Annotated in this window: 20 protein-coding genes; 1 reads left to right on the top strand and 19 read right to left on the bottom strand. The window is 44.5% G+C overall.

Going from position 1 to position 24,138, the window contains the following annotated elements; all coding sequences use genetic code 11:
• Positions 1–149: 149 nt before the first annotated feature.
• Genes T515_RS07795 through T515_RS17580 form a run of 6 tightly spaced genes read right to left on the bottom strand, consistent with a single transcriptional unit; the run spans position 150 to position 5,643 of the window.
• Positions 150–1,685, bottom strand: a complete 1,536-nt coding sequence (locus tag T515_RS07795) for a D-alanyl-D-alanine carboxypeptidase family protein (RefSeq protein ID WP_081832725.1) — start codon at positions 1,683–1,685, stop codon at positions 150–152.
• Positions 1,686–1,697: 12 nt separating this feature from the next.
• A complete protein-coding gene (locus tag T515_RS07800) occupies positions 1,698–2,594 on the bottom strand; it encodes a DNA-3-methyladenine glycosylase family protein (RefSeq protein ID WP_036609515.1) in 897 nt (298 codons plus the stop codon).
• A complete protein-coding gene (locus T515_RS07805) occupies positions 2,572–4,659 on the bottom strand; it encodes an aminopeptidase (RefSeq protein WP_036609517.1) in 2,088 nt (695 codons plus the stop codon). The genes T515_RS07800 and T515_RS07805 overlap by 23 nt, the downstream gene beginning before the upstream one ends.
• A gap of 6 nt (positions 4,660–4,665) precedes the next feature.
• Positions 4,666–4,992 (bottom strand): hypothetical protein, encoded by a 327-nt coding sequence (locus T515_RS07810; RefSeq protein ID WP_036609519.1) that lies wholly within the window; start codon positions 4,990–4,992, stop codon positions 4,666–4,668.
• On the bottom strand, positions 4,992–5,492 hold the full coding sequence (locus T515_RS07815) for a VanZ family protein (RefSeq protein WP_036609521.1): 501 nt from the start codon (positions 5,490–5,492) through the stop codon (positions 4,992–4,994). Before T515_RS07815 ends, T515_RS07810 begins: the two co-directional genes overlap by 1 nt.
• Before the next feature lies 1 nt (position 5,493).
• Positions 5,494–5,643 carry a hypothetical protein gene (locus tag T515_RS17580; RefSeq protein ID WP_036609523.1) on the bottom strand — a complete coding sequence of 50 codons (150 nt, stop codon included), beginning with the start codon at positions 5,641–5,643 and terminating at the stop codon, positions 5,494–5,496.
• Positions 5,644–5,790: 147 nt separating this feature from the next.
• Here T515_RS17580 and T515_RS16570 point away from each other — a divergent pair, with 147 nt between their 5' ends.
• Positions 5,791–6,660 (top strand): GNAT family N-acetyltransferase, encoded by an 870-nt coding sequence (locus tag T515_RS16570; RefSeq protein WP_051671558.1) that lies wholly within the window; start codon positions 5,791–5,793, stop codon positions 6,658–6,660.
• Between the two features lie 177 nt (positions 6,661–6,837).
• Here T515_RS16570 and T515_RS07830 read toward each other — a convergent pair whose 3' ends face one another.
• The 13 genes from T515_RS07830 to pyrF form a co-directional block, all read right to left on the bottom strand.
• Positions 6,838–9,294 carry a glycogen/starch/alpha-glucan phosphorylase gene (locus tag T515_RS07830; RefSeq protein WP_036609598.1) on the bottom strand — a complete coding sequence of 819 codons (2,457 nt, stop codon included), beginning with the start codon at positions 9,292–9,294 and terminating at the stop codon, positions 6,838–6,840.
• A gap of 90 nt (positions 9,295–9,384) precedes the next feature.
• Positions 9,385–12,636: an isoleucine--tRNA ligase gene (gene ileS / locus T515_RS07835; protein ID WP_036609524.1), complete on the bottom strand. Its 3,252-nt coding sequence runs from the start codon at positions 12,634–12,636 to the stop codon at positions 9,385–9,387.
• Between the two features lie 246 nt (positions 12,637–12,882).
• On the bottom strand, positions 12,883–13,296 hold the full coding sequence (locus tag T515_RS07840; protein WP_036609526.1) for a PTS transporter subunit EIIB: 414 nt from the start codon (positions 13,294–13,296) through the stop codon (positions 12,883–12,885).
• A 13-nt stretch (positions 13,297–13,309) separates the two neighbouring features.
• Positions 13,310–14,218 carry a LysR family transcriptional regulator gene (locus T515_RS07845; protein WP_036609528.1) on the bottom strand — a complete coding sequence of 303 codons (909 nt, stop codon included), beginning with the start codon at positions 14,216–14,218 and terminating at the stop codon, positions 13,310–13,312.
• A gap of 48 nt (positions 14,219–14,266) precedes the next feature.
• Positions 14,267–15,340 carry a hypothetical protein gene (locus T515_RS07850; protein ID WP_036609530.1) on the bottom strand — a complete coding sequence of 358 codons (1,074 nt, stop codon included), beginning with the start codon at positions 15,338–15,340 and terminating at the stop codon, positions 14,267–14,269.
• A gap of 116 nt (positions 15,341–15,456) precedes the next feature.
• The gene (locus T515_RS07855) at positions 15,457–16,440 is read right to left on the bottom strand and encodes a diaminopimelate dehydrogenase (RefSeq protein ID WP_036609532.1); all 984 of its coding nucleotides are present in this window, start codon (positions 16,438–16,440) and stop codon (positions 15,457–15,459) included.
• Positions 16,441–16,540: 100 nt separating this feature from the next.
• Positions 16,541–17,779 (bottom strand): alanyl-tRNA editing protein, encoded by a 1,239-nt coding sequence (locus tag T515_RS07860; protein WP_036609534.1) that lies wholly within the window; start codon positions 17,777–17,779, stop codon positions 16,541–16,543.
• Between the two features lie 5 nt (positions 17,780–17,784).
• Positions 17,785–19,608 carry an aminopeptidase P family protein gene (locus T515_RS07865; protein WP_036609536.1) on the bottom strand — a complete coding sequence of 608 codons (1,824 nt, stop codon included), beginning with the start codon at positions 19,606–19,608 and terminating at the stop codon, positions 17,785–17,787.
• A 176-nt stretch (positions 19,609–19,784) separates the two neighbouring features.
• On the bottom strand, positions 19,785–20,594 hold the full coding sequence (locus T515_RS07870) for a Cof-type HAD-IIB family hydrolase (protein WP_036609537.1): 810 nt from the start codon (positions 20,592–20,594) through the stop codon (positions 19,785–19,787).
• Between the two features lie 455 nt (positions 20,595–21,049).
• On the bottom strand, positions 21,050–21,481 hold the full coding sequence (locus T515_RS07875; RefSeq protein ID WP_036609540.1) for an aspartate carbamoyltransferase regulatory subunit: 432 nt from the start codon (positions 21,479–21,481) through the stop codon (positions 21,050–21,052).
• Positions 21,482–21,504: 23 nt separating this feature from the next.
• Positions 21,505–22,431: an aspartate carbamoyltransferase gene (pyrB, locus tag T515_RS07880; protein WP_036609542.1), complete on the bottom strand. Its 927-nt coding sequence runs from the start codon at positions 22,429–22,431 to the stop codon at positions 21,505–21,507.
• A gap of 163 nt (positions 22,432–22,594) precedes the next feature.
• On the bottom strand, positions 22,595–23,230 hold the full coding sequence (pyrE, locus tag T515_RS07885) for an orotate phosphoribosyltransferase (protein ID WP_036609545.1): 636 nt from the start codon (positions 23,228–23,230) through the stop codon (positions 22,595–22,597).
• Positions 23,231–23,278: 48 nt separating this feature from the next.
• Positions 23,279–23,977, bottom strand: coding sequence for an orotidine-5'-phosphate decarboxylase (gene pyrF, locus T515_RS07890; protein WP_036609547.1), 699 nt, complete (start codon positions 23,975–23,977; stop codon positions 23,279–23,281).
• Positions 23,978–24,138 lie beyond the last annotated feature (161 nt).

The following is a 24,138-nucleotide window of genomic DNA, read 5'->3' on the forward strand; positions in this document are numbered from 1 at the left end:
CAGAGTCCGCTTGAAACCCATATCGCAAAAAAAGGAAGCTGCCGCTTTCGCGACAGCTCCCTTGCTGCTCTTAATTCAAAATATAATGTCTTCGTATCTGATTGTCAATGAAGCCCGATGTCGTAATAAGTTATGTCTGTCATAACACTTCATTGTCTCTGTTCGTGACGGCCTCTGCTCACATTCCGTCTTCCGTTAGTATATTCATAGTGGTTCTGTCTTTTTGTATGTGATGTATTATGAGTTTTCGGACGGATTTCTCTTCTGTTCGCAAGAACAGACATAAACTCTTCCTCGGATATGTTTATATCCTTGAGACGCTCTGCCCTTCTCTCTTTCATACGTCTGTCAAGTTCCCTTGAATCCCTGGCATTTTTTATGCCAATGATGATTCCGGTGCAGAGCACTCCGATCCCTAGAATGATTCCTATGGTCTTTCCCAGGGTTTTTACATCCATAGAGGAAACCACCTTTGTCTCCTTTGTCTCTTCCGCTGCCGTTTCCTCCGGAGTGGTGGCGACAGCCACCGTCTGTTCCTTTTCAAGATAGTATCTTCCGACAGTGATCCCGTCTGCCTGATACTCTATTTCTGCTATGGTTCCCATACCCACCGTATCCGGAAGATTATAGTTCAGCCTGTAGCCGAGTCCTTCCTGAGTGGAACCCACCGGTAAAGAAATAAACATATCCTGTTTAACAGAAAGATCTGATGCATTGCAGCTCTCATCAACTATGGTGTCCGCTATAAGACGGTTCTTTATATCCTCTGTGTTAAAAAGAGCCGGATCCAGAAGCTGTTTTTCCGTGCTGTAAAATCCCAGATCCAAAAGTGCCTTTGTATCAGTATAGTGGGAAGGATTCTTATCCTTCAGAACAACAGCCACCAGGTGTCTGTCATTTTCAGATGCCATGGTAATGAGTGTATTGCCTGAATCTCTGGTATACCCCGTCTTTCCCGCCACCACTCTCTTATCGGAATATCCGGTGTCATTTCTCAGCATCTTATGCTCCATATACACCGTATGTCCTTCAGGATTTCTGGCAGTTGGCCCCAGCTTGTATGACAAATGAGAGTCTATCTCCATAAAGGCTTCATTTTTCATGGCGGCCATTCCTATAAGTGCCATATCATAGGCACTTGTATAATGATTTTCATTAAAAAGACCGGAAGGATTCGTAAAATGACTATCAGTACATCCAAGACTCTGAGCCTTCTTGTTCATAAGTTCCGCGAAAGCTTCCCTTGATCCCGCAACATGACAGGCAAGTGCATTGGCCGCTTCGTTTGCTGATTTAAGAAGCAAAGCATGAAGGCAGTCTTCTACTGTAAGGACATCCCCCTCATCTATCTGGGCATTGGAGGAGCCGGCGTCAACATTGTATACATCATCATGTGAAAATGTAACGTTCTCCGTAAGCTCACAGTTATCGAGTACCACCAGAGCAGTGAGGACCTTCGTTATAGATGCAGGATACTCCCTGTTATGCGCATTCTTCTGGAATAACACAGCACCGGTATCCGCATCCATGACTATTCCGGCTTCGGCAACAAGTTCGGTACCCGGAAAATTCCAGGCAGCATAAGCTGTCACAGCTGTGCAGGGATTAAATATACTCAGTATTAAAAAAGTCAGTGTGAGGACCGCAGTAACATATCGCACTCGTCCGTGATTTTCTGTAGTCATCAGTTCTCTCTTTTAGTTCTTAATTTTTATTTGGTCCTTCTCATGCTCAAGTCTCGCATAATAAAACATATACTGCTGAAGCACACCAAGCACCGGCCTATAGCTCTCCGGCCACTCACCGGAGTAATGCTGCTCTTTAACCCTCTTCATCCAGACATCCTCAGGGCATAAGGAAAGTCTGTGAAATCCAAACAGAGCCGTACAGCTGGCAACCTTTATTCCCACGCCCTGCAGCTCCAGAAGTTTTTCCAGAAGTTCTTCATCGGAAAGCTTTTGAAGTCCGCAAAGACCAAGTTCACCTGTTGAGGCCTTTCTTGCTGCCTCCATGATATAGCCGGTACGATAACCCGTGCCTGTAGAATTGATTTCCTCCGGGCCGTACTTTGCCAATGTCTCCGCATCGGGGAAAGGATAATAAACTATACTTTCCGGCAGCGCAGGATTAAGTTCATGCCACACAGTGCAGTCAAGTTTTTTCTCTTCTCCTGACAGGGCGCACAGTCTTTCCACTGTTGTACGTATGGCAGGGACAGATTTCCTCTGGGAAATAATAAAGCTTATGAGCATCTCCCATGGATCCTGATTAAGTATCCTTATGCCTTTTCCGTAATCCATGCATCTCTGAAGGAAACTGTCCTTTTCATCCGCATAATTCCTGTAAATGCTGTAGTCCCTGTTCAGGTCAAAGTAGTCTTTATAGAAATCATCCCATTCAGATTCAGTACAGCCTGCAAGAAATGAATGTTCGTCTCCCTGCGGATCTCCCGAAATAAGCAGACATCTTCCGGAAGCTATGACCTTATATACGGGATAGCCAGGTTTCAGGCTGCCCAGCTCTGTCATACGAAAGCATTGTCCGGACTCCGCAACAGCTCTCAGATCAAAATCATCTATCCTCAAGTGGAGCATTTAAAACCTCCGTACCTTCAAGTACAAATCTGCCGTCTGAGATGATAGAAATCTCCTGTCCCCTCTCTGTAACGGCAACTATGGAATCAAGTTCGTTGTACGGAATGGTTATATCCGTATGAACTGCAAAATAAGCCTTTTCAGGTGATGTCCTTCTCAAGGATGAGCACTCATTTTCCTTGGCTATAAGTTCCTTCCCGTCAGGATTGAACAGCTTCATATCCTCCATGAATGAGTAGCAAGTGTCCCCCACCGCAAAATGGGGGCCTGTCTTTTCAGCTATAAGTATGGGCATCTTTGAACCGAGCCTGTACTTTTCTATCATTTTATAGGCGATAGTATTGGTGCCTATGGCAAACTCACCTATGGGAAGATTCTCTTTTTCACCGAAAATGACTCTTCGTATAAGTGCCTTTGATGCTTCAGGACTTTCAAAATTGTCACAGCTGTAATCTGTAACCCGTCCGTCCCTGAACTCTAATCTCAGATTCTTAAACTGAAGTCCTTCGATAAAAACCGACTTCACATTAAGAACTCCCGTTGTCCCCTTAAGCACAGGCGAAGTAAAAACTTCTCCCAAAGGAATGTTCACATCAGAAAGACAGTTTTCGAAATTAGACTGCTTTTCGGGATTCTCCAGTTTGTGAAGCATAACTGTCATGTCTGTATCATTGCCTTTTCCCTTAACTCTGACGAAGCTTGCTTTGTCAAGAGCATCTATGATTTTTGACTGTACAGGCATATAAGCTTCACTGGACATGGTGTTTATCTTCACAGTCTCATGAAGTATCTTTTCAAAATCCTCTCCTATGGAAGGAAGGGGCCATGCGATAATGGTAAAGGACCTCTCCTCCTCAAGTATGAATCTGTGAACCAAAAGCTGAAGGTCATTCCTATAGCCTCCGTACACTTCTTTCTGATGCTCTGTAAAACGGAGACGCTCCTCCTTTTCCCTGGGTTCAAAATCAGGCTCACCGAATCCTTCCATAACCACAGGTCCGGCATATCGCTTTATTTCATCTCCAAAAGAGCGGAATATCTGTTCCGTTTCCTCAATCATGCGGGATGCGATACGATCTCCCATAACAAGAGAAAGATCATAACTGTGATCATAGTCCATCTGCCTGTTGGGACTCTCATAAAGGCTTCCTGCCCCCTTGGGACTTCTTGTGATAAAGTGTCCCGATCTTCTTGGAAGGGTGAAATCATAACCGTCTTCCTTAAAGTATTCAGCAGTACGCTTCAACACACGCTCATAACCCATCTGATATCTGAATTCGATCAGGGATTTCTTTTCGTAGGGCTTTCCCTGTATCATGAATCCATCCTTAAAGCCTTTATACCAGGTATAGGCCATGCGGTCTATCTCTGTATCCGGAAGGGAAGCAACAAATTCAGCTGTCTTTAAAGCAGTATCCGAAACATAGCATCCGAACAGATAGATATCTTCAGCAGTCTTAAAGTCATGATTAAGCAGGACGCTTCTTGTATAGGAACCATCCGGGATATACTGTCCCGTCATCTGCTGATGAATAAAATCCCATGAGTAGTCAAAAGCATAGGAATAAAGAACATCCTTCACAGCCTTAACATCAGGAAGTGACTGTTCCTGCCTTTTCCCGCAATACCCGCTGCAGCCTGATTCAAACATGCAGTAAATCTGAATGAATGTTTCAAGAACAGCAGTTATATCTGAAAGATTCTTTTCATACGCCGCAGGTATCAGACATTCAATCTCCATAAGAAGCACCGAAAGCATACCGCCAAAAGGAGACAGTCTCTTTTCACTGTACTGAGGATTGAGATATGAATTCTCATAACCCTCTGCCATATCACTGTAAAGAATCCTGTTCCACTCACGAAGCCTTCCCTGCAGTCTCTTTCCTTCTTCATTTTCAGAAAACACAATAAGTGACAGATCCTTATCCTTTGTTTCTTCAATGAAATCATTCAGTTTTAATATAAATTCAGCGCAAACCATGAAATAATCCCGGAAAGTTTCCGGCACAGCCTTTTCTTCCGGGATTTGTCTGATGCGCTCTATAGCATCATAATATCGTTCCATAGTACCTCAGGATAACTTCAAAAAACCAATGACTATCAGGCATATCCATATAATCAGGATAAATCCTGATGTGAAACCGGCTATACGCGACGGAAGGTAATTTTTTTCCGGATCCCTGACACGAGGTATCATATCAAGAACCGCGTAAGCAGCATATATAACAGACATCAGCCCGAGAGCCCCTATGTATAATGCTCCCTGCCCCTTCATCATGGTGGATGCAGTAATGCAGGAAACCAGAAGCGCAAATGATAAGATGGTGATAATGATTCTGAACCAGGTACCCTCTGCCAGCTTCCTTCTTAAATAGTTAAATCGTTTCTTCTTTGCCACTAAAAACCTCTGTATCTTTGTCTTTTCTCAGCAAAACGCACATATCTCATGGTCCTTTTATGAAGGACATACCTGAAAACAAGATACCCCAGTGCTCCGCCCAGAGTATTCAGGATGATATCATCCACATCACAGCTCCCGGCTCTGGTTATAAGCTGCACCATCTCTATGCCATAGCTTAAAAGATATGTACAGATCACAGCATTGTACCAGTGAGCCCTGCACCTTAGGCTGATAACTCCCAGTATAAAGCCAAAGGGCATAAAACCGATGATATTGCCGTATAAGTTCAGCAGCACGCCTCTTAAGCCTATCTGTTTTCCAAAAAACAAATACCTTCTTATTTCCAAAAAAGGTTTGAGATTGTAGGTATAGTCTGATTTTGCACCAAATCCTCTCTGCTCCATCTCGGAGAAGAACATGAGATAAAGAAGTGCCATCAGATATAGTACAAACAGCACCCAACCTATCTTCTGGTTCCTCGTCCTTAGTTTAGCCATCTCAGAATGTCAGTTCATTCTTTCTCTTTAAAAGAAGGGTTCCGTTTACAATGGAGATTACTCCCACCACAATTCCGGTCACAAGTAAAATGACTCCAACAGCAATGGATCCTGCTCCTGTATAACGCATAGTTTTATAAATCTTTTCCATATTATCTCCTGTCATAATTATCTGAATTCCTCTATAATCAACAGTCTGATCTGTCAAATTCCAAAAAAATAAAATCATTATCACATATTGATTCAATGTATTTTAACATAATGGTATTTTGATAGCAAGTTTGATATAATCACTGCCATGGAAGCAGAATTATATAAAGAATTAAGTGAAAATGACCGTTCCGCAGTAAGGGAACTGGTAGAGGAATGTAACCATGCAGATCATACCAACTACGATACCGACCTGGATGGGGATTTTTATTACATTATAAGAAACGATGACAAGGAAGAAAGCGGTCTTAACTCCGAACTCTTTGCTGTTCTCTCAGGTTATCTTCTGGGAGAGACCATAGATGGAAAGCAGGTCCTGGAAGTGGAGGCCTTTACACATCCCGCAATGAGAAGGATAGGATTTTTTTCAACCTGTTATAACAGTCTGAAGGATGACTTCCGTAATTATCGAATCAGATTCATGATCAAAAGCCCATTGTACGGCTTTGATGATCCTGAGTATGAACACATCTCTTTTGAATCAGACTCCGGGGATCACGATATTTGCCTGGGCCATGAGGCAGCTGCCGGGGAAACTGACTATGGCAGGGCTCCTGACGAACAAATGATCAAGTCAGCTGTCCCTTTTATTTTCCCTGATACCTATGAAACCCTGTGCGCTATTAGTGCTGTTCACCTTTACGATGAACTTTTCATGGAAAAAGAACTGGCCCGTTCCATTGCGGATCCCGGTGACAGCTTGTGCAACCGTTTCGGGGAAGTATATCTCTCCGGGTACAACAGCGATACTCTTTATCTTTACGGTCTTCTGGTATATGACAAGTATCTGGGCCGGGGACACGGCCGGAAACTTATGGAATCGGTAGAAAACTATGAGAAGAAAGGCCCCTATAAGAAGATACTTCTTCAGGTTTCCGACAGTAATCATATAGCTTACAGGCTCTATCAGCATCTCGGATATAAGGAGAGGGAACGTATAATCTATTTTCTGGTCTGAATTTTCCTGCCGGCATGGTCCCTTTATCTGAATCATAAAATTACAAATCGCATTTTTTAGCAGGCATCATAACCGGGTCACGATACTTCAAGGCAAAAAACGAGGAACACATTCGGAATGTGTTCCTCGCTTTTTTCATTTATATCTTTTCTGTCTCATGTGCAAAATCAGCTGACTTTACACCTTAACCTTGATTTTCTCAAGTCCCCATATTTCCTTAACGTACTCTTCGATGGTACGGTCTGAAGAGAATTTTCCGGCATGAGCAGTATTCAGGATACCTGCCTTTGCCCACCAGGATTCATCCTCATACTTTTCACATGCCCTTCTCTGAGCTTCGTCATAAGAAGCAAAATCCTTCAGGATGAAATAGCGGTCCGCAACATCCGACTCTATTGTATTAAGGAGTGAATTATAAAGCGGGCGGAACAGCTCAGGGTTATCAGGGCTGTAGAAGCCGTTAACAAGCTGCATAAGGACTCTTCTGATCTCCTGATTGTTGTTGAAGAATTCCATAGGATTGTACTGACGGCTATGCTCAAGGGCGATAACCTCATCAGAGCTCATACCAAAGGTAAATGCATGCTCCTCTCCTACTTCCTTCACTATCTCAACATTGGCACCATCCATAGTTCCGAGAGTCAGAGCACCATTCAGCATAAGCTTCATATTGGATGTTCCTGAAGCCTCCTTGGATGCAGTTGAGATCTGCTCGGAAATATCTGCCGCAGGAATGATGATCTCTGCATTGGATACTCTGTAGTCTTCTATGAATACTACCTTGATCTTTCCGTTTATTGACTCATCGTTGTTGATGACCTTGGCCACATTGTTGATGAGCTTTATGGTAAGCTTTGCAGTCTTATAACCTGCCGCAGCCTTGGCGCCGAAGATGTATACGTGAGGATGGAACTCCATATTCGGATGATCCTTCAGCTGATTGTAAACATACATAACATGAAGTATGTTCATGAGCTGTCTCTTGTACTCGTGCAGTCTCTTGACCATGACATCAAAGATGGCATCCGTTGATACCTCTATACCGTTATGCTCAAGTATATACTTTGCAAGACGCTCCTTGTTATGACGTTTGATAGCCATAAACTCAGCCTGACACTTTTCATCGTCTGCATATACCGCAAGCTTACTGATCTTAGTAAGGTCTGTTATCCAGCCGTCGCCGATTTTGTCGGAAATCCATGCAGCCAGCTCAGGGTTTGCATGAAGCAGCCATCTTCTCTGTGTGATACCGTTGGTCTTGCTTGAGAACTTTTCCGGATACATCTCATAGAAATCCCTGAGAGTCTCCTTCTTCAGAATCTCTGTGTGAAGCTGTGCAACACCGTTTACCGCATGTCCGCCAACGATGGCAAGGTGAGCCATCTTTACCTGACCGTCATAAATGATAGCCATCTTGGAAATCTTGTATTCTGCATTGTCCGGATATTTATGCCGTATTTCCTCACAGAATCTGCGGTTGATTTCTTCAACTATCTGATAAATACGCGGGAGAAGCTTTGAGAAGAGCTCAATAGGCCATTTCTCAAGAGCCTCAGCCATAATTGTGTGGTTTGTATATGCACAGGTCTTAACAGTTATATCCCATGCCTCATCCCATGAAAGATCATAATCATCCATAAGGACTCTCATAAGCTCTGCCACTGCAACTGTAGGATGTGTATCATTAAGCTGGAAAGCAACCTTCTCATAAAGATGCTTAACATCGCCGTCATGCTTATCAGCATATTCCTTAACCGCAGTCTGTACAGATGCGGAAATGAAGAAATACTGCTGACGGAGACGAAGCTCCTTACCTGCATAGTGGTTGTCGTTCGGATAAAGAACTTCAACTATGTTTCTGGCCATGTTCTCATTTTCAACAGCAGCCTCGTAATTACCCTTGTCAAACTCGTCAAGGCGGAATGTATCCTTCGCCTTTGCATCCCATACACGAAGTGTATCAACAACATGATTGTTGTAGCCCACTACAGGTGTGTCGTAAGGAATGGCGATCACAGACTGATATCCCTTCTGAACGAAACGAAGCTTGCCGTTTTCATTAACGGATTCTACCCATCCGCCGAATTTAACTTCTTTGGAAAGCTCTGCACGACGAAGCTCAAAGGGGTTTCCATCCTTTAACCAGTCATCAGGAACTTCCTTCTGGTAACCGTCAACGATCTGCTGCTTGAACATACCGTACTTATAACGAATGCCGCAGCCGCATGCCCAATATCCCAGAGTAGCAAGGGAATCAAGGAAACATGCTGCAAGTCTTCCCAAACCACCGTTACCGAGAGCCCAGTCAGGCTCCTCATTCTCGATAGCGTTAAGATCAAGCTTTAACTCTTTAAGAGCTTCCTGTATACCTTCACGGCAGCTTAAATTGATAATGTTGTTTCCAAGAGCTCTTCCCATCAGGAATTCCATGGAAAGATAATAAACTCTCTTTGTGTCTTTTTTCTCAGTCGTTTTCTGTGTTGCCATCCAGTCATCGATGATGGTGTCCTGAACAGCATAGGCAACCGCAAAAAAAGCTTCCTTGGTGCTGAGATCCTTCAGGGATCTTCGATACAGCTTACGGGCACTGCTTTCAACTTCTTTTTTGAATAATTCCTTATCAAACTTCTCCACTACTCTATCCTTTTCCTTTCTTATCACTAAGGCAGCTCCTGCAGCCTTTCAGCTGCAGGGTGACTGCATATTGGAACCGAATGTAACAGGTCAGACTTTTTCAACAGCAAGAGTAAGATTCTCACCGTTGATGTCCCATGCCTTTTCATAGCCCTGAGACATATTGTAAACAATAGTATCAGCCATAACTATACGAATGATCTCTTCCTCATTGTTTCTCATGAGGTCGGCCATCTTGTTATTATCCTTTACATACACCTTGATATGATCCATAACTTCGAATCCGGCCTCTTTACGCATGGTCTGAATCTTGGAAATGATCTCTCTTACAAATCCCTCTTCTATAAGCTCAGGTGTAAGGTTTGTGTCGAGCACTACAGTAAGCGCATTGTCTTCTTCTGTAACAAATCCGTCCTTCTCTGCCACATCGATGAGAAGGTCATCCTTTGTAAGCTCTACCTCTGTATCACCGTCTACATTGAACTTGAGTACTCCCTCTGTTTCAAGTTCATCCATAGCTGTAGATCCGTCTACCTCTGTAAGATATGTACGGATAGCATTGAGATGCTTTCCGTATTTAGGTCCCACAGTCTTGAGCTGTGGCTTGAATGTATATGAAGTGAACTTTCTGAGATCATCCTGGAAGTTCACGTTCTTAACATTGAGCTCGTCCTCAATGATGCTTACGAAATACCTGTCAAGTTCTGTCTCAGACTTGACATACATATTTCCGATAGGCTGACGATTCTTTACAGCTGCAGTATTTCTTGCTGCACGACCGAGAATAACTATCTTAAGAACCTTATCCATGCTTGACTCAAGTGAAAGATCGATCATTGATTCATCGGCTGACGGGAAATCACACAGATGAACTGACTTCTTTGCAGCCGGATCCACTGAGCAAACAAGATTACGATAGATGGACTCTGTGATGAAAGGTACCATCGGAGCCGCAGCCTTAGAGAAGGTAACAAGAGTTGTATATAAGGTCATATATGCATTGATCTTGTCCTGCTCCATTCCCTTTGCCCAGAAACGCTCTCTTGAACGGCGAACGTACCAGTTAGACATATCATCGGCAAATTCCTGCATGGCATTAGCAGCCTCAGGAATTCTGAAGTTTGAAAGGTTTTCATCAACAGCCTTTACAACAGAATTCAGCTTGCTGAGGAGCCACTTATCCATAACTCCCAGTTTGTCATACTCAAGTGAATACTTAGTCGGGTCAAAATTGTCAATGTTCGCATAAAGTACGAAGAACGCGTATGTATTCCACAATGTAGAAAGGAACTTACGCTGTCCCTCAACAACTGCCTTGTCATGGAATCTGTTGGGAAGCCATGGTGCAGAGTTTGTATAGAAGAACCAGCGGATAGCGTCGGCGCCGTGTTTCTTAAGGGCATCCATAGGATCAACTGCATTGCCCTTTGACTTACTCATCTTCTGTCCGTTCTCATCCTGAACATGTCCGAGGACAAGTACGTTCTCATAAGGAGCCTTGTTAAAGAGGATAGTGCTCTCTGCAAGCAGTGAATAGAACCAGCCTCTTGTCTGATCCACGGCCTCACAAATGAACTGAGCCGGGAACTGAGCCTCGAAAAGCTCCTTGTTCTCAAACGGATAATGATGCTGAGCGTACGGCATAGCTCCTGAATCGAACCAGCAGTCGATAACCTCAGGCACTCTCTTCATGTCGCCGCCGCACTTAGGACACTTACATGTGAGCTTGTCCACATAAGGCTTATGAAGCTCTATATGCTCATATCCAACATAATCCGAGCTGTAGCCTTCCTTACCTGAAGCCTTTAACTCAGCGAGAACATCCTCATAGTTGTATGCCATCTCTCTGAGTTCCTGAATAGAACCGATTGCATGCTTCTCACCGCAGTCCTTACATACCCAGATATTGAGAGGAGTACCCCAGTAACGGTTACGTGAGAGGCCCCAGTCCTGAACATTCTCAATCCATGCACCGAAACGGCCTGAACCGATGGTCTCGGGATACCACTTGACTGTGGCATTATTCTTTACGAGGTCATCCTTAACGGCGCTCATCTTGATGAACCATGATTCTCTTGCGTAATAAATGAGCGGTGTGTCACATCTCCAGCAGTGGGGATATGAGTGAGTGAACTTAGGCGCATCGAAAAGAAGCTTTCTTGCGGAAAGATCCTTCAGTACCTCAGGATCACAGCTCACAGCACCTGCAGCGATTTCCTTCTCTGTAGGCTTGCAGCGCATTCCTGCAAAAGGAGTCTCTGCTGTCATACATCCGCTCTCATCAACAAACTTTACGAGAGGCATATCATGCTCACGGCCTACACGGGCGTCATCCTCACCGAAGGCAGGAGCCTGGTGAACGATACCTGTACCATCTTCAGCGGTTACGTATGCATCAGATACTACGTAGTGAGCTCTCTTGTGCTGCTTTGCGGCCACATCAGCTGCGCACTGATACAGCGGCTCGTAATCGATTCCCTCAAGGTCAGTTCCCTTATAGGTCTCAAGAACCTCATAAGCCTTCTCACCTTCTTTTGCAAGAGGAGAAAGAACCTTATCAAGCAGTGATGATGCCATGATATAAGTATATCCGTCCGCAGCCTTAACCTTTGAGTACTCAAGATCAGGGTTTACGCAGAGTGCGGTATTGGATGGAAGTGTCCATGGTGTAGTTGTCCATGCAAGGAAATAGAAATCCTTATCCTTTGCCTTGAAACGTACTATGGCAGAACGCTCATTGAGCTCCTTATAGCCCTGTGCTACTTCGTGGCTGGAAAGAGGTGTTCCGCATCTGGGGCAGTAAGGTACTACCTTGAAGCCCTCATAGAGAAGGCCCTTCTTCCAGATCTCCTTAAGGGCCCACCACTCTGACTCGATAAAATCATCATGATAGGTAACATACGGGTCATCCATATCTGCCCAGAAGCCTACCTTATAGGAGAAATCCTCCCACATACCCTTGTACTTCCAGACGTTCTCTTTACATAAATCAATAAAAGGCGCAACTCCATACTTTTCAATCTGTTCCTTACCATTGATTCCGATTGATTTCTCAACCTCAAGCTCTACAGGAAGACCGTGGGTATCCCAGCCGGCCTTTCTCGGAACCATGGCACCTTTCATAGCATGAAATCTTGGGATCATGTCCTTGAAAGCACGGGTCTCAACATGTCCGATGTGAGGTTTTCCATTTGCGGTTGGAGGACCGTCGTAGAATACGTAAGAAGGATCTCCCTCATGCTCCTTGATGGAGTCTTCAAAGATATGATTCTGTCTCCAGAACTCCTCAACCTCATTCTCGCGCTCTACGAAGTTCATGTTTGTATCAACTTTTTTAAACATCAGCGCCTTTTCTCCTTAAACATTTATTAAAACCGAAAAATGGGTAGACTTCGGTCTTTAGCGTACTAATTATATAAAACTCACCCTATAAAATCAAGCAACCAGGGGGATTAAATGGTCGTTGAATAACCTGTGGTTATGTCTTATAAAACAATAAAAAAGCCCGAAGTTTTCATGATATTCCGAAAACTACAGGCTTTAAATTCACATATATTCTGTTTATCCCTTGAAGCGGATACTTCTCTGTCAGGCCACCGGATTCATCAGCTTTTTAAGCTCAGCCTCTACAGGCAGAACCTCAGAGCCGATGATGATATGAACAGCTGTCTTACTCGGTCTCAGAACTCCGCCTACCTTGGCAGATCTGATTTTCTTCTCATCCACAGCCCCGTACTCATTTATCTGTATCTTGAGACGGGCACCGTCGTGATCAACACTCTGTACATTTTCGCTGCCTCCAAGACCTGCCAAAATGATCCGGGCCACCTCTTCCATATCAGCCTTGTTATCCAGAGTGATATGAAGCTTGTCATCCTCGGCAATCTTCATGGAAAGCTTGTCAGCATTTTTACGCTTGATGGATCTGTAAATGCTGTAACCGATTATTACAGCCACTACCGCAGAAACAGCGGCAATGATCATTATCATATCTCTATCCATAATGGTCTCCTACCTATACTGCATGAGCCTCATACTTTTTCAGCTCCGCAACATAACGCTCTCCCAGTTCACTGAGAGGAATCTTCTTTTTCTTAATATAGCCTATGGTCATCTTCTCTGATGTATCAAGCTTAACTGTGGTGTATTCAAGACCGTTAAGCTCCTGACAGATGATACCGGAGCAAAGAGTGTATCCATTCAATCCCACCATGAGATTGAGAGCCGTAGCCCTGTCATCGCACTTTATGATCTGTTTGTAATCATAGGTACTGAGAACCTCTTCGGCAAAATAGAAAGAATTATGTTCCCCCTGATAGAAGCTTAGGCAGGGATAATGTCTCAGATCCTCCATGGTGATGAGATCCTTCTTCGCCATAGGATTGCTCTTGCTCATAAATACATAAATATTACAGTCGAACAGCGGAACAAATTCAAGAGAATCTTCTCTTAATATTTTGCCGATGACCTTACTGTTAAAATCATTCATGTATATTACACCCACCTCCGAAGTCTGATTCTTCACGTCGTTTATAACTTCGATGGTCTTTGTTTCCTTCACCGCAAACTCGTAAGTATCCATTCCGAATTCTCTGGCAAGGTGAATAAACGCCTCAACAGCAAATGTATAGTGCTGCATGGAAACCGCAAACTTCTTTTTACGGGTTCCCACATTAACATATTTATCCTCCATGAGCTGATACTGCTCAACGATCTGTCTTGCATATCCGAGGAATTCTTCTCCCTCCGCGGTGATAACTATACCTCGATTGGATCTCAGGAATATTTCCAGACCTATCTCTTTTTCCAGTTCTTTAATGGCAGCGGACAATGAAGGCTGTGTGATAAACAGATGCTTTGCAGCTTCGTTCATGGAGCCGCAGTCAGCTACAGCGATAACCTGCTTTAACTGCTGTAATGTCATAATTATTTCCTTTTACTGTTTCTCGGAGACCGGCGGCAAAAGCCGCCTTTAATCATCCTTTTTTATTTCTGAATAAGTAATAAATCCTGCCGGATCGATATGGATATGCTCTGCCATCCATGTTTCATGTCCTGACCCAACGATGGCTGACGGTCTCATGGTGCTGACTGTACCATCATTGTTCAAAAACTCAATGGACGCATCTCTTCTGAAGCAGCCATCCCCTTCATATACCTTCTTTCCGATGGAACCGTCTTCCTTGCGCTCATAAAGACGCATGCTGGCATAAGTATACCACGCAAAGCCGTTTTCATTTTCAGGCATGATCTGATAGCTTCCTGATGATCTGGCAGAAAACTCCGCATAAAGATCAGGATCCTTAACCAGCAGTTCACGATAGATATAGGTCTTATGATCAAGTTCCTCTATCGGTTTTTTTGAAATCATACATGAACCGTTGTAGGCAAGACTTGTACCATCCGGTGCAGTTGTGTCCATAAGGGCGGCACCGTCTTCTCCCACATAAAAGTTTCCAACCTTCTTTGAAGTGGCAAGCACGCCTGTCGTCATATCAAGATGATAGAACTTTCCGTCATCTATCACCCATCCGGAAGCCGGTTTACCCTTTTCAAAATAATATTTCGCGCCGGAATCATCCGTATACCAGCCTTCATAAAGCTTTGCTTCACCCGTGGAAGGATCACACTTATAAAAAAGAGACGTACCGTCCTCCTGATCCATCCACATGACAGAATCTGCTTTTGACGTGTTGCTGCTGCCGGCAGCTGCTGCAGCGCTTACCGCTTCTGATGCAGAGTCCAATGCATCCGCCGCAGCACTCAGGTACGCTGAAACATCAACATTGCCGTAAGCGGCAAGTCCGGAAAGAATATCAGCAGGAACAGGCTGTCCCACGGATCTGAACAGCTCTGCCGTTGTCTGATAGTACAGTGCAAGCTGTTTTGTCACCTCTGAATAATCCACTGAAGAAGCAGCTTCTGCAGCAGAGGTCACATAAGTCGTGACAGAATTTTCCTCAGCCATCACTCCTGACGCCATCGACACAGACAGAACTGCAGCAGCCGCTATCGCTGCAGCATGCTTTTTAAAATAACTATTCATATAGAATTACCCGTTTGAAAAAGTAAAAATACAGCTTAAATGCCCCGGCATTTACCCCTCCGCCACCGGACAGGCCTAAGGCATTCAAGCCATATAAATACTTTTAAGATTTTTCCTTACAGAAGAGTATGTCTCTGCTCTTCCTCCGATTTCGGATTGAGATACTTCGGAGCCACATCAAATACCGTAATGCAGCCGGTCTCGCCCTTATTTGCCATACGGTAAACTGCTCTTCCATAAGCTGCAAGAACTGAACCTGTGAATTCAGGATTTGAATCAAGCTTCAGGCTGTATTCGATAAGCTCATGATGCTGACCCTCATCTCCTGTAACGCCGGATCTCATAACAAATCCTCCATGTGGAAGCTCTGCATGATCACGCTTCATTTCCTCTTCAGAAATGAAGTGAATGGTAACATCATAATCCGCATAGTAGTCAGGCATGGTCTTTATGGTATTCTCAACCTTTGCAGCATCAGCGCCCTCTTCAAGAACCACAAATACCTCTCTCTTATGCATCTCTCTTGCAGTGAACTCCGGCTGTTTGCCGCTTCTTACCGCATCCATGGCCTCCCCGACAGGAAGAGTGTATGAACGTGCATCCTTTACACCGGGAACTCTTCTTGCGGCATCACTGTGTCCCTGGGAAACTCCCTTTCCCCAGAATGTATAATGCTTTCCTGCAGGAAGAACCGACTCCGCATAGATTCTTGCAATAGAGAACATACCCGGATCCCATCCGCAGGAAATCATGGCAAGCTTACCGCCCTCCTTTGCAGCAGCATCAACTGCGGCAAAATGCTGAGGAACCTTGGGATGTGTATCGAAACTGTCGATAACATTAAAATACTTTGCATACTCCGGTGTCTGCTTTGGAAGATCTGTAGCAGAACCGCCGCATATCATCAAAACATCGATCTGGTCTTTATACTCGAGAATATTGTCAACAGTGTCAACCTTAACACCTTCTGTGTTGATCTTTACTGCAGACGGATCACGACGTGTAAAAACTGCAACCAGCTTTTCGTCTTCGTTACGCTTAATGGCACTCTCGATTCCACGGGAAAGGTTGCCATATCCAAGTAAACCAATTCTAATCATGTTTTTTCTCCTATTGAGTAAGTCTATAACACCGCGTTACAAAACACCCGAATATTATAACATACAGAAGGTGCCGTGCAATACAATAATGTACCATCATTTATCCAAAGATGTCTTCCATGGCTTTCCTGAGATTTTCTTCAGTGCTTTCGGCACTTCCCTGAATCATCTCCTTCTGTCCGCCTCCCCGGCCGTTTACAAGAGCATTGAACTCCTTTGCCCGGCTTCGTACATCCTCAGTTTCCGACCCTATGACATAGTTCCATGAGGAAGTCCCGGAATCCTGGGAACTATCCACATCCTTAAGGCCGAAAATTCCTACCACCTTTGCCTTTGTATGCTTCATGAAATAGTCACAGCACTTTCTGAGTTCCACATTGTTCATACCCTCTTCCACATCAAAAAGGACTCCTGAAAAATCCTTCAGAGTCTCTGCCTTCATGGCATAGTATCTCTGATTCAGTTCAGCTATCCGCCTGTCCTTTTTAAAGCTCTCCTCCATATGCTGTCTCACTGCCTCCTTCACCTCGGAGGGCGCAAAGGAAAGCATGTGGGACAGTTCAAGCAGATCATTATGTTTGTTTCTGTAGTCCTTAAGGGCATCCTTTCCGCAGAAAAGCTCCACTCTGACTCCACCCTTATGTCCGAGAACAGACAGAATCTTGATAAGACCTATTTCTCCTGTGGTCATCACATGGGTGCCGCAGCAGGCGCAGAGATCAGCTCCTCCAAGATCCACCAGCCTCACATCTCCCTTAAGTGCTTTCTTGGAACGGAAATCCGTCTCCATAAGTTCTGCTTCCGAAGGCCAGAGCTGATTAACAGCTCTGTTTGCAAGCACAACCTCATTAGCCTCTTCTTCTATCTTCATGAGCTGCTCCCATGTAAGAACTCCGTCAAAGTCGATGGTCATGACATCGCTCATATGAAAGCCCACATTGTTATAACCATAATGCTTATGAACAAGACCGGAGACTATATGCTCACCGCTGTGATTCCGGGAATTTCTCATTCGTCTTTCCCAGTCTATACTGCAGTGATAAGCTTTTCCGGCTTCCAGAGCTCTGTCGACAGTGTGAAGGATACGGACGGAAACATTGCCCCTTTCATCCATCAGCTTTTCTCCTGTTGCAGGATCCTTCAGAGCCTCCTCCTGAACATCGCACACCACAGCATCACCGATCATTCCGTGATCCGCCGCCTGGCCACCGCCTTCAGGATAAAAGCCATGGGCATCAAGTTCCACCTGATACAGTCCGTCCTTTTCCTCACATGATGTGACTGTCGCATCAAATTCCTTCACGTAAGGAAAACGGTAGTAAAGTGCATCCTTTTCCATCCCTGTTATACCTCTCTTGTAGCCATCTTAAGCCACTCTAGCTTCTCCCCTTCGAAATACGGTGAAAGCTTCTCATAAACTTCCCTGTGGTAGGCATTGAGCAGTTCTATATCTCTCTTTTCCATGAGGCTTAAGTCTATGGCATCAAGATCGTAGGGCGCCATGGTGATAAACTCGAAACAGAAGAAGGTTCCGTAATCATTGGTCTGCCACTTCTTAACGAGAGTCAGGTTTTCGGTACGGATACCATGACTCCCCTCTATATAGAGGCCCGGCTCGTCTGAGGTTATGTTGCCTTCCGAAAGAGCCATATCCTCCATGCGTCCCGGTGCCTTACGGTAACGGATAGCATTGGGTCTCTCATGGACGTTGAGGCAGAAGCCTACTCCATGGCCTGTTCCGTGATTAAAATTCATGCCCTCTCTCCAGAACACCTCTCTTGCCGCAAGGTCAAGGGTTATTCCGGAAGACCCCTGAAGGAACTTCACATCCCCGAGGCGAAGATGAGCCATAAGTACCATAGTATAATGCTTACGTTCCTCATCTGTGATAGGTCCCATAGCTATGGTTCTCGTTATGTCCGTTGTTCCCTCCGGATACTGTCCGCCTGAATCCACGAGATAAAGTCCCTTAGGTTCAATCTTTGAGAAACTCTCAGCAGTCGGAGCATAGTGAGGAAGGGCAGCATTTTCACCGTAGGCAGAAATGGTGGTGAAGCTTGGCTCTATATAGCCCTCCTGCTCCTTTCTGAAGTTTTCAAGCACAGCGGCTGTGTTCCACTCATTTATCTCCGCTTCACCAAGAAGCTCCTTTGCCTCCTCAGTAAGCATTCCATCCTTATCAAAGGCGTGCTTCATAAAATAGAGATAGTTTGTAATGGCAACACCGTCCTTGATGTGAGCCCTCTTCATGTTATCTATCTCAACCTGATTCTTGCGGGACTTCCAGAGTGAGCTTGGCAGCATCTCGTCTATTACATTATTGGATGAATCGATATCGGAAATGGTCTCAAAATTTGTTCTTGCCTTTTCCAGAAGCACCGTCCTGTTTCTTAATGCCTTAACGTCCTCATAGAAACTGTCATAATCCAAAAGTTCCACTTCGAGCTCTGTAAGATATGCCAATGTCTCTTCATCGAAATCCTTCCTGTTGGCATAGAGTCTGGCCCCATCCATATCAATCATAAGATAGGAAAGGAAAACAGGGTTGCATGGAATATCATCGCCTCTTAAGTTAAGTATCCAGGCTATGTCATCAAGACTTGTGACGATATGTGTGTCAGCATCCTGTTCTTTCATATAGTTTCTCAGATCACTGAGCTTATCCCGGGCGCTCTTTCCGGTGAACTTTTCACCGAGTATCCATACCTTTGATTCAGAAAGCGAAGGTCTCCCTTCCCAGATAAGTCCCACAAGATCAGTTCCCGCATGAACTGAAGCCTTCTTTTTTGAAAGTCTGTTCTGAAGGAAATTGCCATGCTGAAAATCCACACATCTTCCGTCAAATCCCAGGCTTCCGCCTTCATCTGTCTTTTCAATGAGATAATCATCAAGGGAAGGCACTCCCGGCTCTCCCATCTTCATGAGCTCCACATCTTTTCCCGAAAGCTCCTTCTCTGCCTGGATAAAATATCTTCCGTCAGTAAAAAGAGCCGCAGTATCTTTGGTTACCACAAGATTACCTTCTCCCGTAAATCCGGAAAGATAATGTATAGCCCTGAAGTAATCTCCAACATATTCACTCTGGTGAAAATCGTCGGTTGGTACAAGATATACATCTATGCCTCTCTTATTCATTTCCAAACGAAGTTTATCAAGCTGTAAATTCATTTAGTTTCTCCTTCTGTAATTCAGGAAATTTCATCCCGAATCTTCCATTTATGAATGCCGGGCTGTCCGGTCTTATTATTTTAATGAATGTAAAAAAACTACATTATATCCTTCCGTCAGGTTCTTCGTACGGCAGATTCTCATGGAATATACCTTGATTAAGACGGAGCATGTCATCAAGAGATAAGTCCAAAGTGAACAAGGGCATTTTTGATTCCATCCCTGTCTATGTCATCGGTGATATAATCCGCCGCCTCTTTTGCCTCGGGAACAGCATTGCCCATGGCGATACCCACATGAACCTTCTCCAGCATCTCCACATCATTGGAGCTGTCACCGAAAGCATAGGTATCCGAAAGTCCTATGCCGAAATGCTCACAGAGATGTTTGATGCCTTCAGCCTTGCTGTACTCGGCTTCCACCACATCAGCGCCGTATTCCTTTGAAAACATCATGACATTAAGCTTCGGGAAAGCATACTGAAGTTCCTTACCACCTGCCCTTTCGCCATAGTAGGCAAGGGATCTGACAGGAAGCTTTAAAAGCTTCTTCGGATCGTCAAAGTTTCTGTGCATATCCGTTTTGAAATAAACCTTGTCAAAATAGAGCACCTTTTCAGGGCATACGAAATAATCCACATCATCTATATGGACACCTATAGGCATCTCATGTTTCTCGCAGAACTCCAGCACTCTCTCAAGAAGCTCTTTATCCATTCGGTGATCCATAAGGATATCATCGCAAAGCTCCACCATGGTACCGTTCATATGAATAAGGGCATGGGGATTCACCTCTCTGAGATACTCTATGGAGGTTCTGTTCTTCATATCCCTTCCCGATGCTATGGCCACCAGATATCCGTTTTCCTTCAGTTTTTCGATACTCTCCATTGCTGAAGGCGTTATCTTCCAGGTGTTATGGTCAAGCAGTGTATGATCAAGATCAAACGCCACAAGACCTTTGTACTTTTTCTCTATATTTCCCATATTTCCTCTTTCTGAAATGCACTCTTTACAATCAATTTAGTTTAGTTTGAAAAAGCGTCAAAGTCAAACCGAACCCTCCTGCAGGCACGTAAGCAGGTCCGAGCCGGGGGCATCCATTTATATGGGAGTCGCCTGCGTCGTAAAAATCAAAAATCATACCCCTAAGCGGCAGTAGGCCCTCGCCAATGCCAGAGTTTTCTTGATGAAAACTCTGACTTGGCGAGGGTGCTAAGGTAAAGGGAACCAAGAGCCACTAAGTGACCCTATTCTGATTTTTCTCGCTTCTGCTTTACAGTCTTAAATAGACCCCCTCTGGCTCTTCTGAAAATCCAGTCTCAATCGAACTACCAAATGTCTTTCCGTGCGGGCAAAGCATCGCACGACCTCCTTATCGCGAAAATCCGCCATGCTGAAAATGAATGTTCATCTCCAGTACGGCGGATTTTTCAAATGTCTCAGTTCAGTTCTTCACTTCTGACTATAGTGTCACAGTAAACGCAGCGGTAAAGTGCCTTTGTGCGGTCAACGATCTTGAATACCTGGGGAAGCTCCTGCTCCACAGAGGTGATACAGCGGGGATTCTTACACTTTAAAACATTGGTCAGAGTCTCAGGAAGAGAAAGGGTCTTCTTTTCAACACGTTTTCCATCCTTAATATAGTTTACAGTGATGCCCGGATCTATATATCCGAGAACATCAAGGTCAATGTCCAGATCCTCGGAGATCTTCACTATGTCCTTCTTTCCCATTACATGAGAAGTACAGTTCTGAATAAGCGCCACCTGAGAGCCAAGCTTATCGAGGTGAAGATATTTATAAACCAGCATAGCCTTTCCGGCTTTTATGTGATCAAGTACGATGCCGTTTTCGATTCCATCTACATTCATATTTATGCTCCTATTTCAAAGGTTTATTTATCAAGTCCAAGTAAATACAGTATCAGAGCCATTCTCATCTGCTTTCCGCAGAGTGTCTGATAGAAATATTTAGCTCTCGGGTCCTTGTCAACAGCCACTGAAATCTCATTTACTCTCGGAAGCGGATGAAGTATGGCCATATCGCTCTTTGCATTCTGAAGCTTTTCCGGAGTGAGGATATAAGTATCCTTCAGACGGAGGTAATCCTCTTCGTTGAAGAAACGCTCCTTCTGCACTCTGGTCATATAGAGGATATCAAGCTTAGGTATGGCATCTTCAAGAGACTTTGTCTCCTCGAACTCTACTCCTGCCTCCTTCAGCTTATCAAGCTCATACTCCGGAATACGGAGCTCCTTGGGAGAGATAAGTATGTACTTGTTGTCAGGATAGCGGAGCATGGCATCTATAAGTGAATGAACGGTTCTTCCGAACTTCAGGTCTCCGCAGAGTCCCAGTGTGATTCCGCTGAGAGATCCCCTTGTTCTTCTGATGGTCAGGAGGTCCGCAAGAGTCTGTGTAGGATGGAAGTGTCCACCGTCTCCGGCATTGATGAAAGGTACAGCGGTATGCATTGACGCAACTACAGGTGCACCCTCCTTAGGATGACGCATAACCATGATATCTACATAGTTGGACATTACGGATATTGTATCTGCCACCGACTCACCCTTTGAAGCACTGGAGCTTGCTGCCCCCGCAAATCCAAGAACCTGTCCGCCGAGACCAAGCATTGCAGACTCAAAGCTTAGTCTGGTTCTTGTGGAAGGTTCATAAAAGAGTGTAGCCAGCTGTTTGTGTGCGCAGCGATCCTGATACTTTTCCGGGTTCTTCTCGATGTCATCGGCCAGATCCATAAGATGTTCAATCTCATCAACAGAAAGATCCAGAATATTGATAATGCTTCTGGCATTTGTCTCCATAATTCTTCTCCTTACTTTTGATGGTCTGTTACTAAAACCGTTTCAAGCATGCCCGAACACTCTCGGTGACATATTGAAAACTCAGTCTGTAAACCTGTGACCATTCATTTCTTTATTAAACTGTGTTATTACTATTGAACCTGTTCATGAGGGACATGGGATGTCAGTTTCTCCATGACTCGTCAGACGGGTTATCACGGAACTTAAGAAGCTTTGCCTCATCCTCAGGCTTAATGTAGTTCTCCTGAACCGCCACCTTTACAAGTGTATCGAGATCACAAAGAGAAGTATTTTCAATGTCTGCCTCCTTCAGTCTGTCGATACCCTTCTGCATACCGTAGGTGAAGATGGAAATGATACCGAGAACATCGGCGCCTGCCTCACGGAGAGGATTTACACAATCAAGAACCGATCCGCCTGTAGAGATAAGATCCTCAATAACAACCACCTTCTCTCCCTTCTCAAGGCGGCCCTCGATCTGATTCTTACGGCCGTGATCCTTGGCTGATCCTCTGACATATCCCATAGGAAGTCCCAGCTTATCTGCAGCTATGGCAGCATGAGCGATTCCTGCTGTACTTGTACCCTCAAGTGCTTCTGCCTCAGGATAAAGCTCCTTTACCTTCTCAGCGATAGCATCTTCTATAAGAGTGCGGACCTCAGGGTAGCTGAGAACCAGACGGTTATCACAGTAGATAGGTGATTTGATGCCCGATGCCCAGGTGAAAGGGTCGTCCGGCTTTAAAAATACTGCCTTGATGGATAAAAGTCCCTTTGCGATTTCTTCTTTAGTTGCCATATATACTCTCCTTTTTTATATTAAAAACTTAAAATCATGCCTGAAATGTCAGCCAACAAACTCCCTCATTGCTCTTTCATAGGCTTCCACAGGATCTGCGGCCGCTGTAATGGAACGTCCCACAACGATGTAATCCGAACCTATCTCCTTTGCCTTTTCAGGTGTTGTGACTCTTGACTGGTCGCCCTTGGCATCTCCGGCAAATCTTATTCCCGGTGTCACAGTCATGAAATCATCCCCAATCTCATCATGGATGCGTCCCGCCTCAAGAGGTGAACATACAACACCATCAAGCCCTGCTGCTTTGGCATTCTTAGCATACTTAACAACCACATCAGCAATGGGCTGATCTATGAGAAGTTCTTCTGTCATGGTCTCCTGTGATGTGGAGGTGAGCTGTGTGACAGCGATAAGTATGGGTCTTGTGCCATCTTCTCTTGTAAGGCCCTCTACAGCAGCCTTCATCATTTTTATACCGCCTGAAGCATGGACATTTGTCATGTCTACTCCGAGATCGCGGAGTGACTGCATTCCGCCTTTAACGGTATTTGGGATATCATGAAGCTTAAGATCCAGGAATACCTTGTGTCCTCTGCTCTTTATTTCCTTAACGATGCCCGGTCCTTCTGCATAGAAAAGCTCCATACCTATCTTTACGAAAGGCTTTCTTCCCGTGAATTTATCAAGGAAGCTGTAGGTTTCCTTTGCCCCCGGAAAATCCAGTGCTATGATGACATCTTTTCCCATTTTTTATCTCCATTCCGCCGGACTCCCGGCTTTATTTACTGTTATTTATTGTCTCTCTGTATGTCAGAAATCCGTACATACAGCAGATTTCTATATTAAGACTGTATTTATAAATATTATCTGTACCTTTTCATTCAGGATATCATCTGTCGAAATACTTC

The sequence above is a fragment of the Oribacterium sp. P6A1 genome (assembly GCF_000702885.1).
In the GTDB taxonomy this organism is placed as follows: domain Bacteria; phylum Bacillota; class Clostridia; order Lachnospirales; family Lachnospiraceae; genus Oribacterium.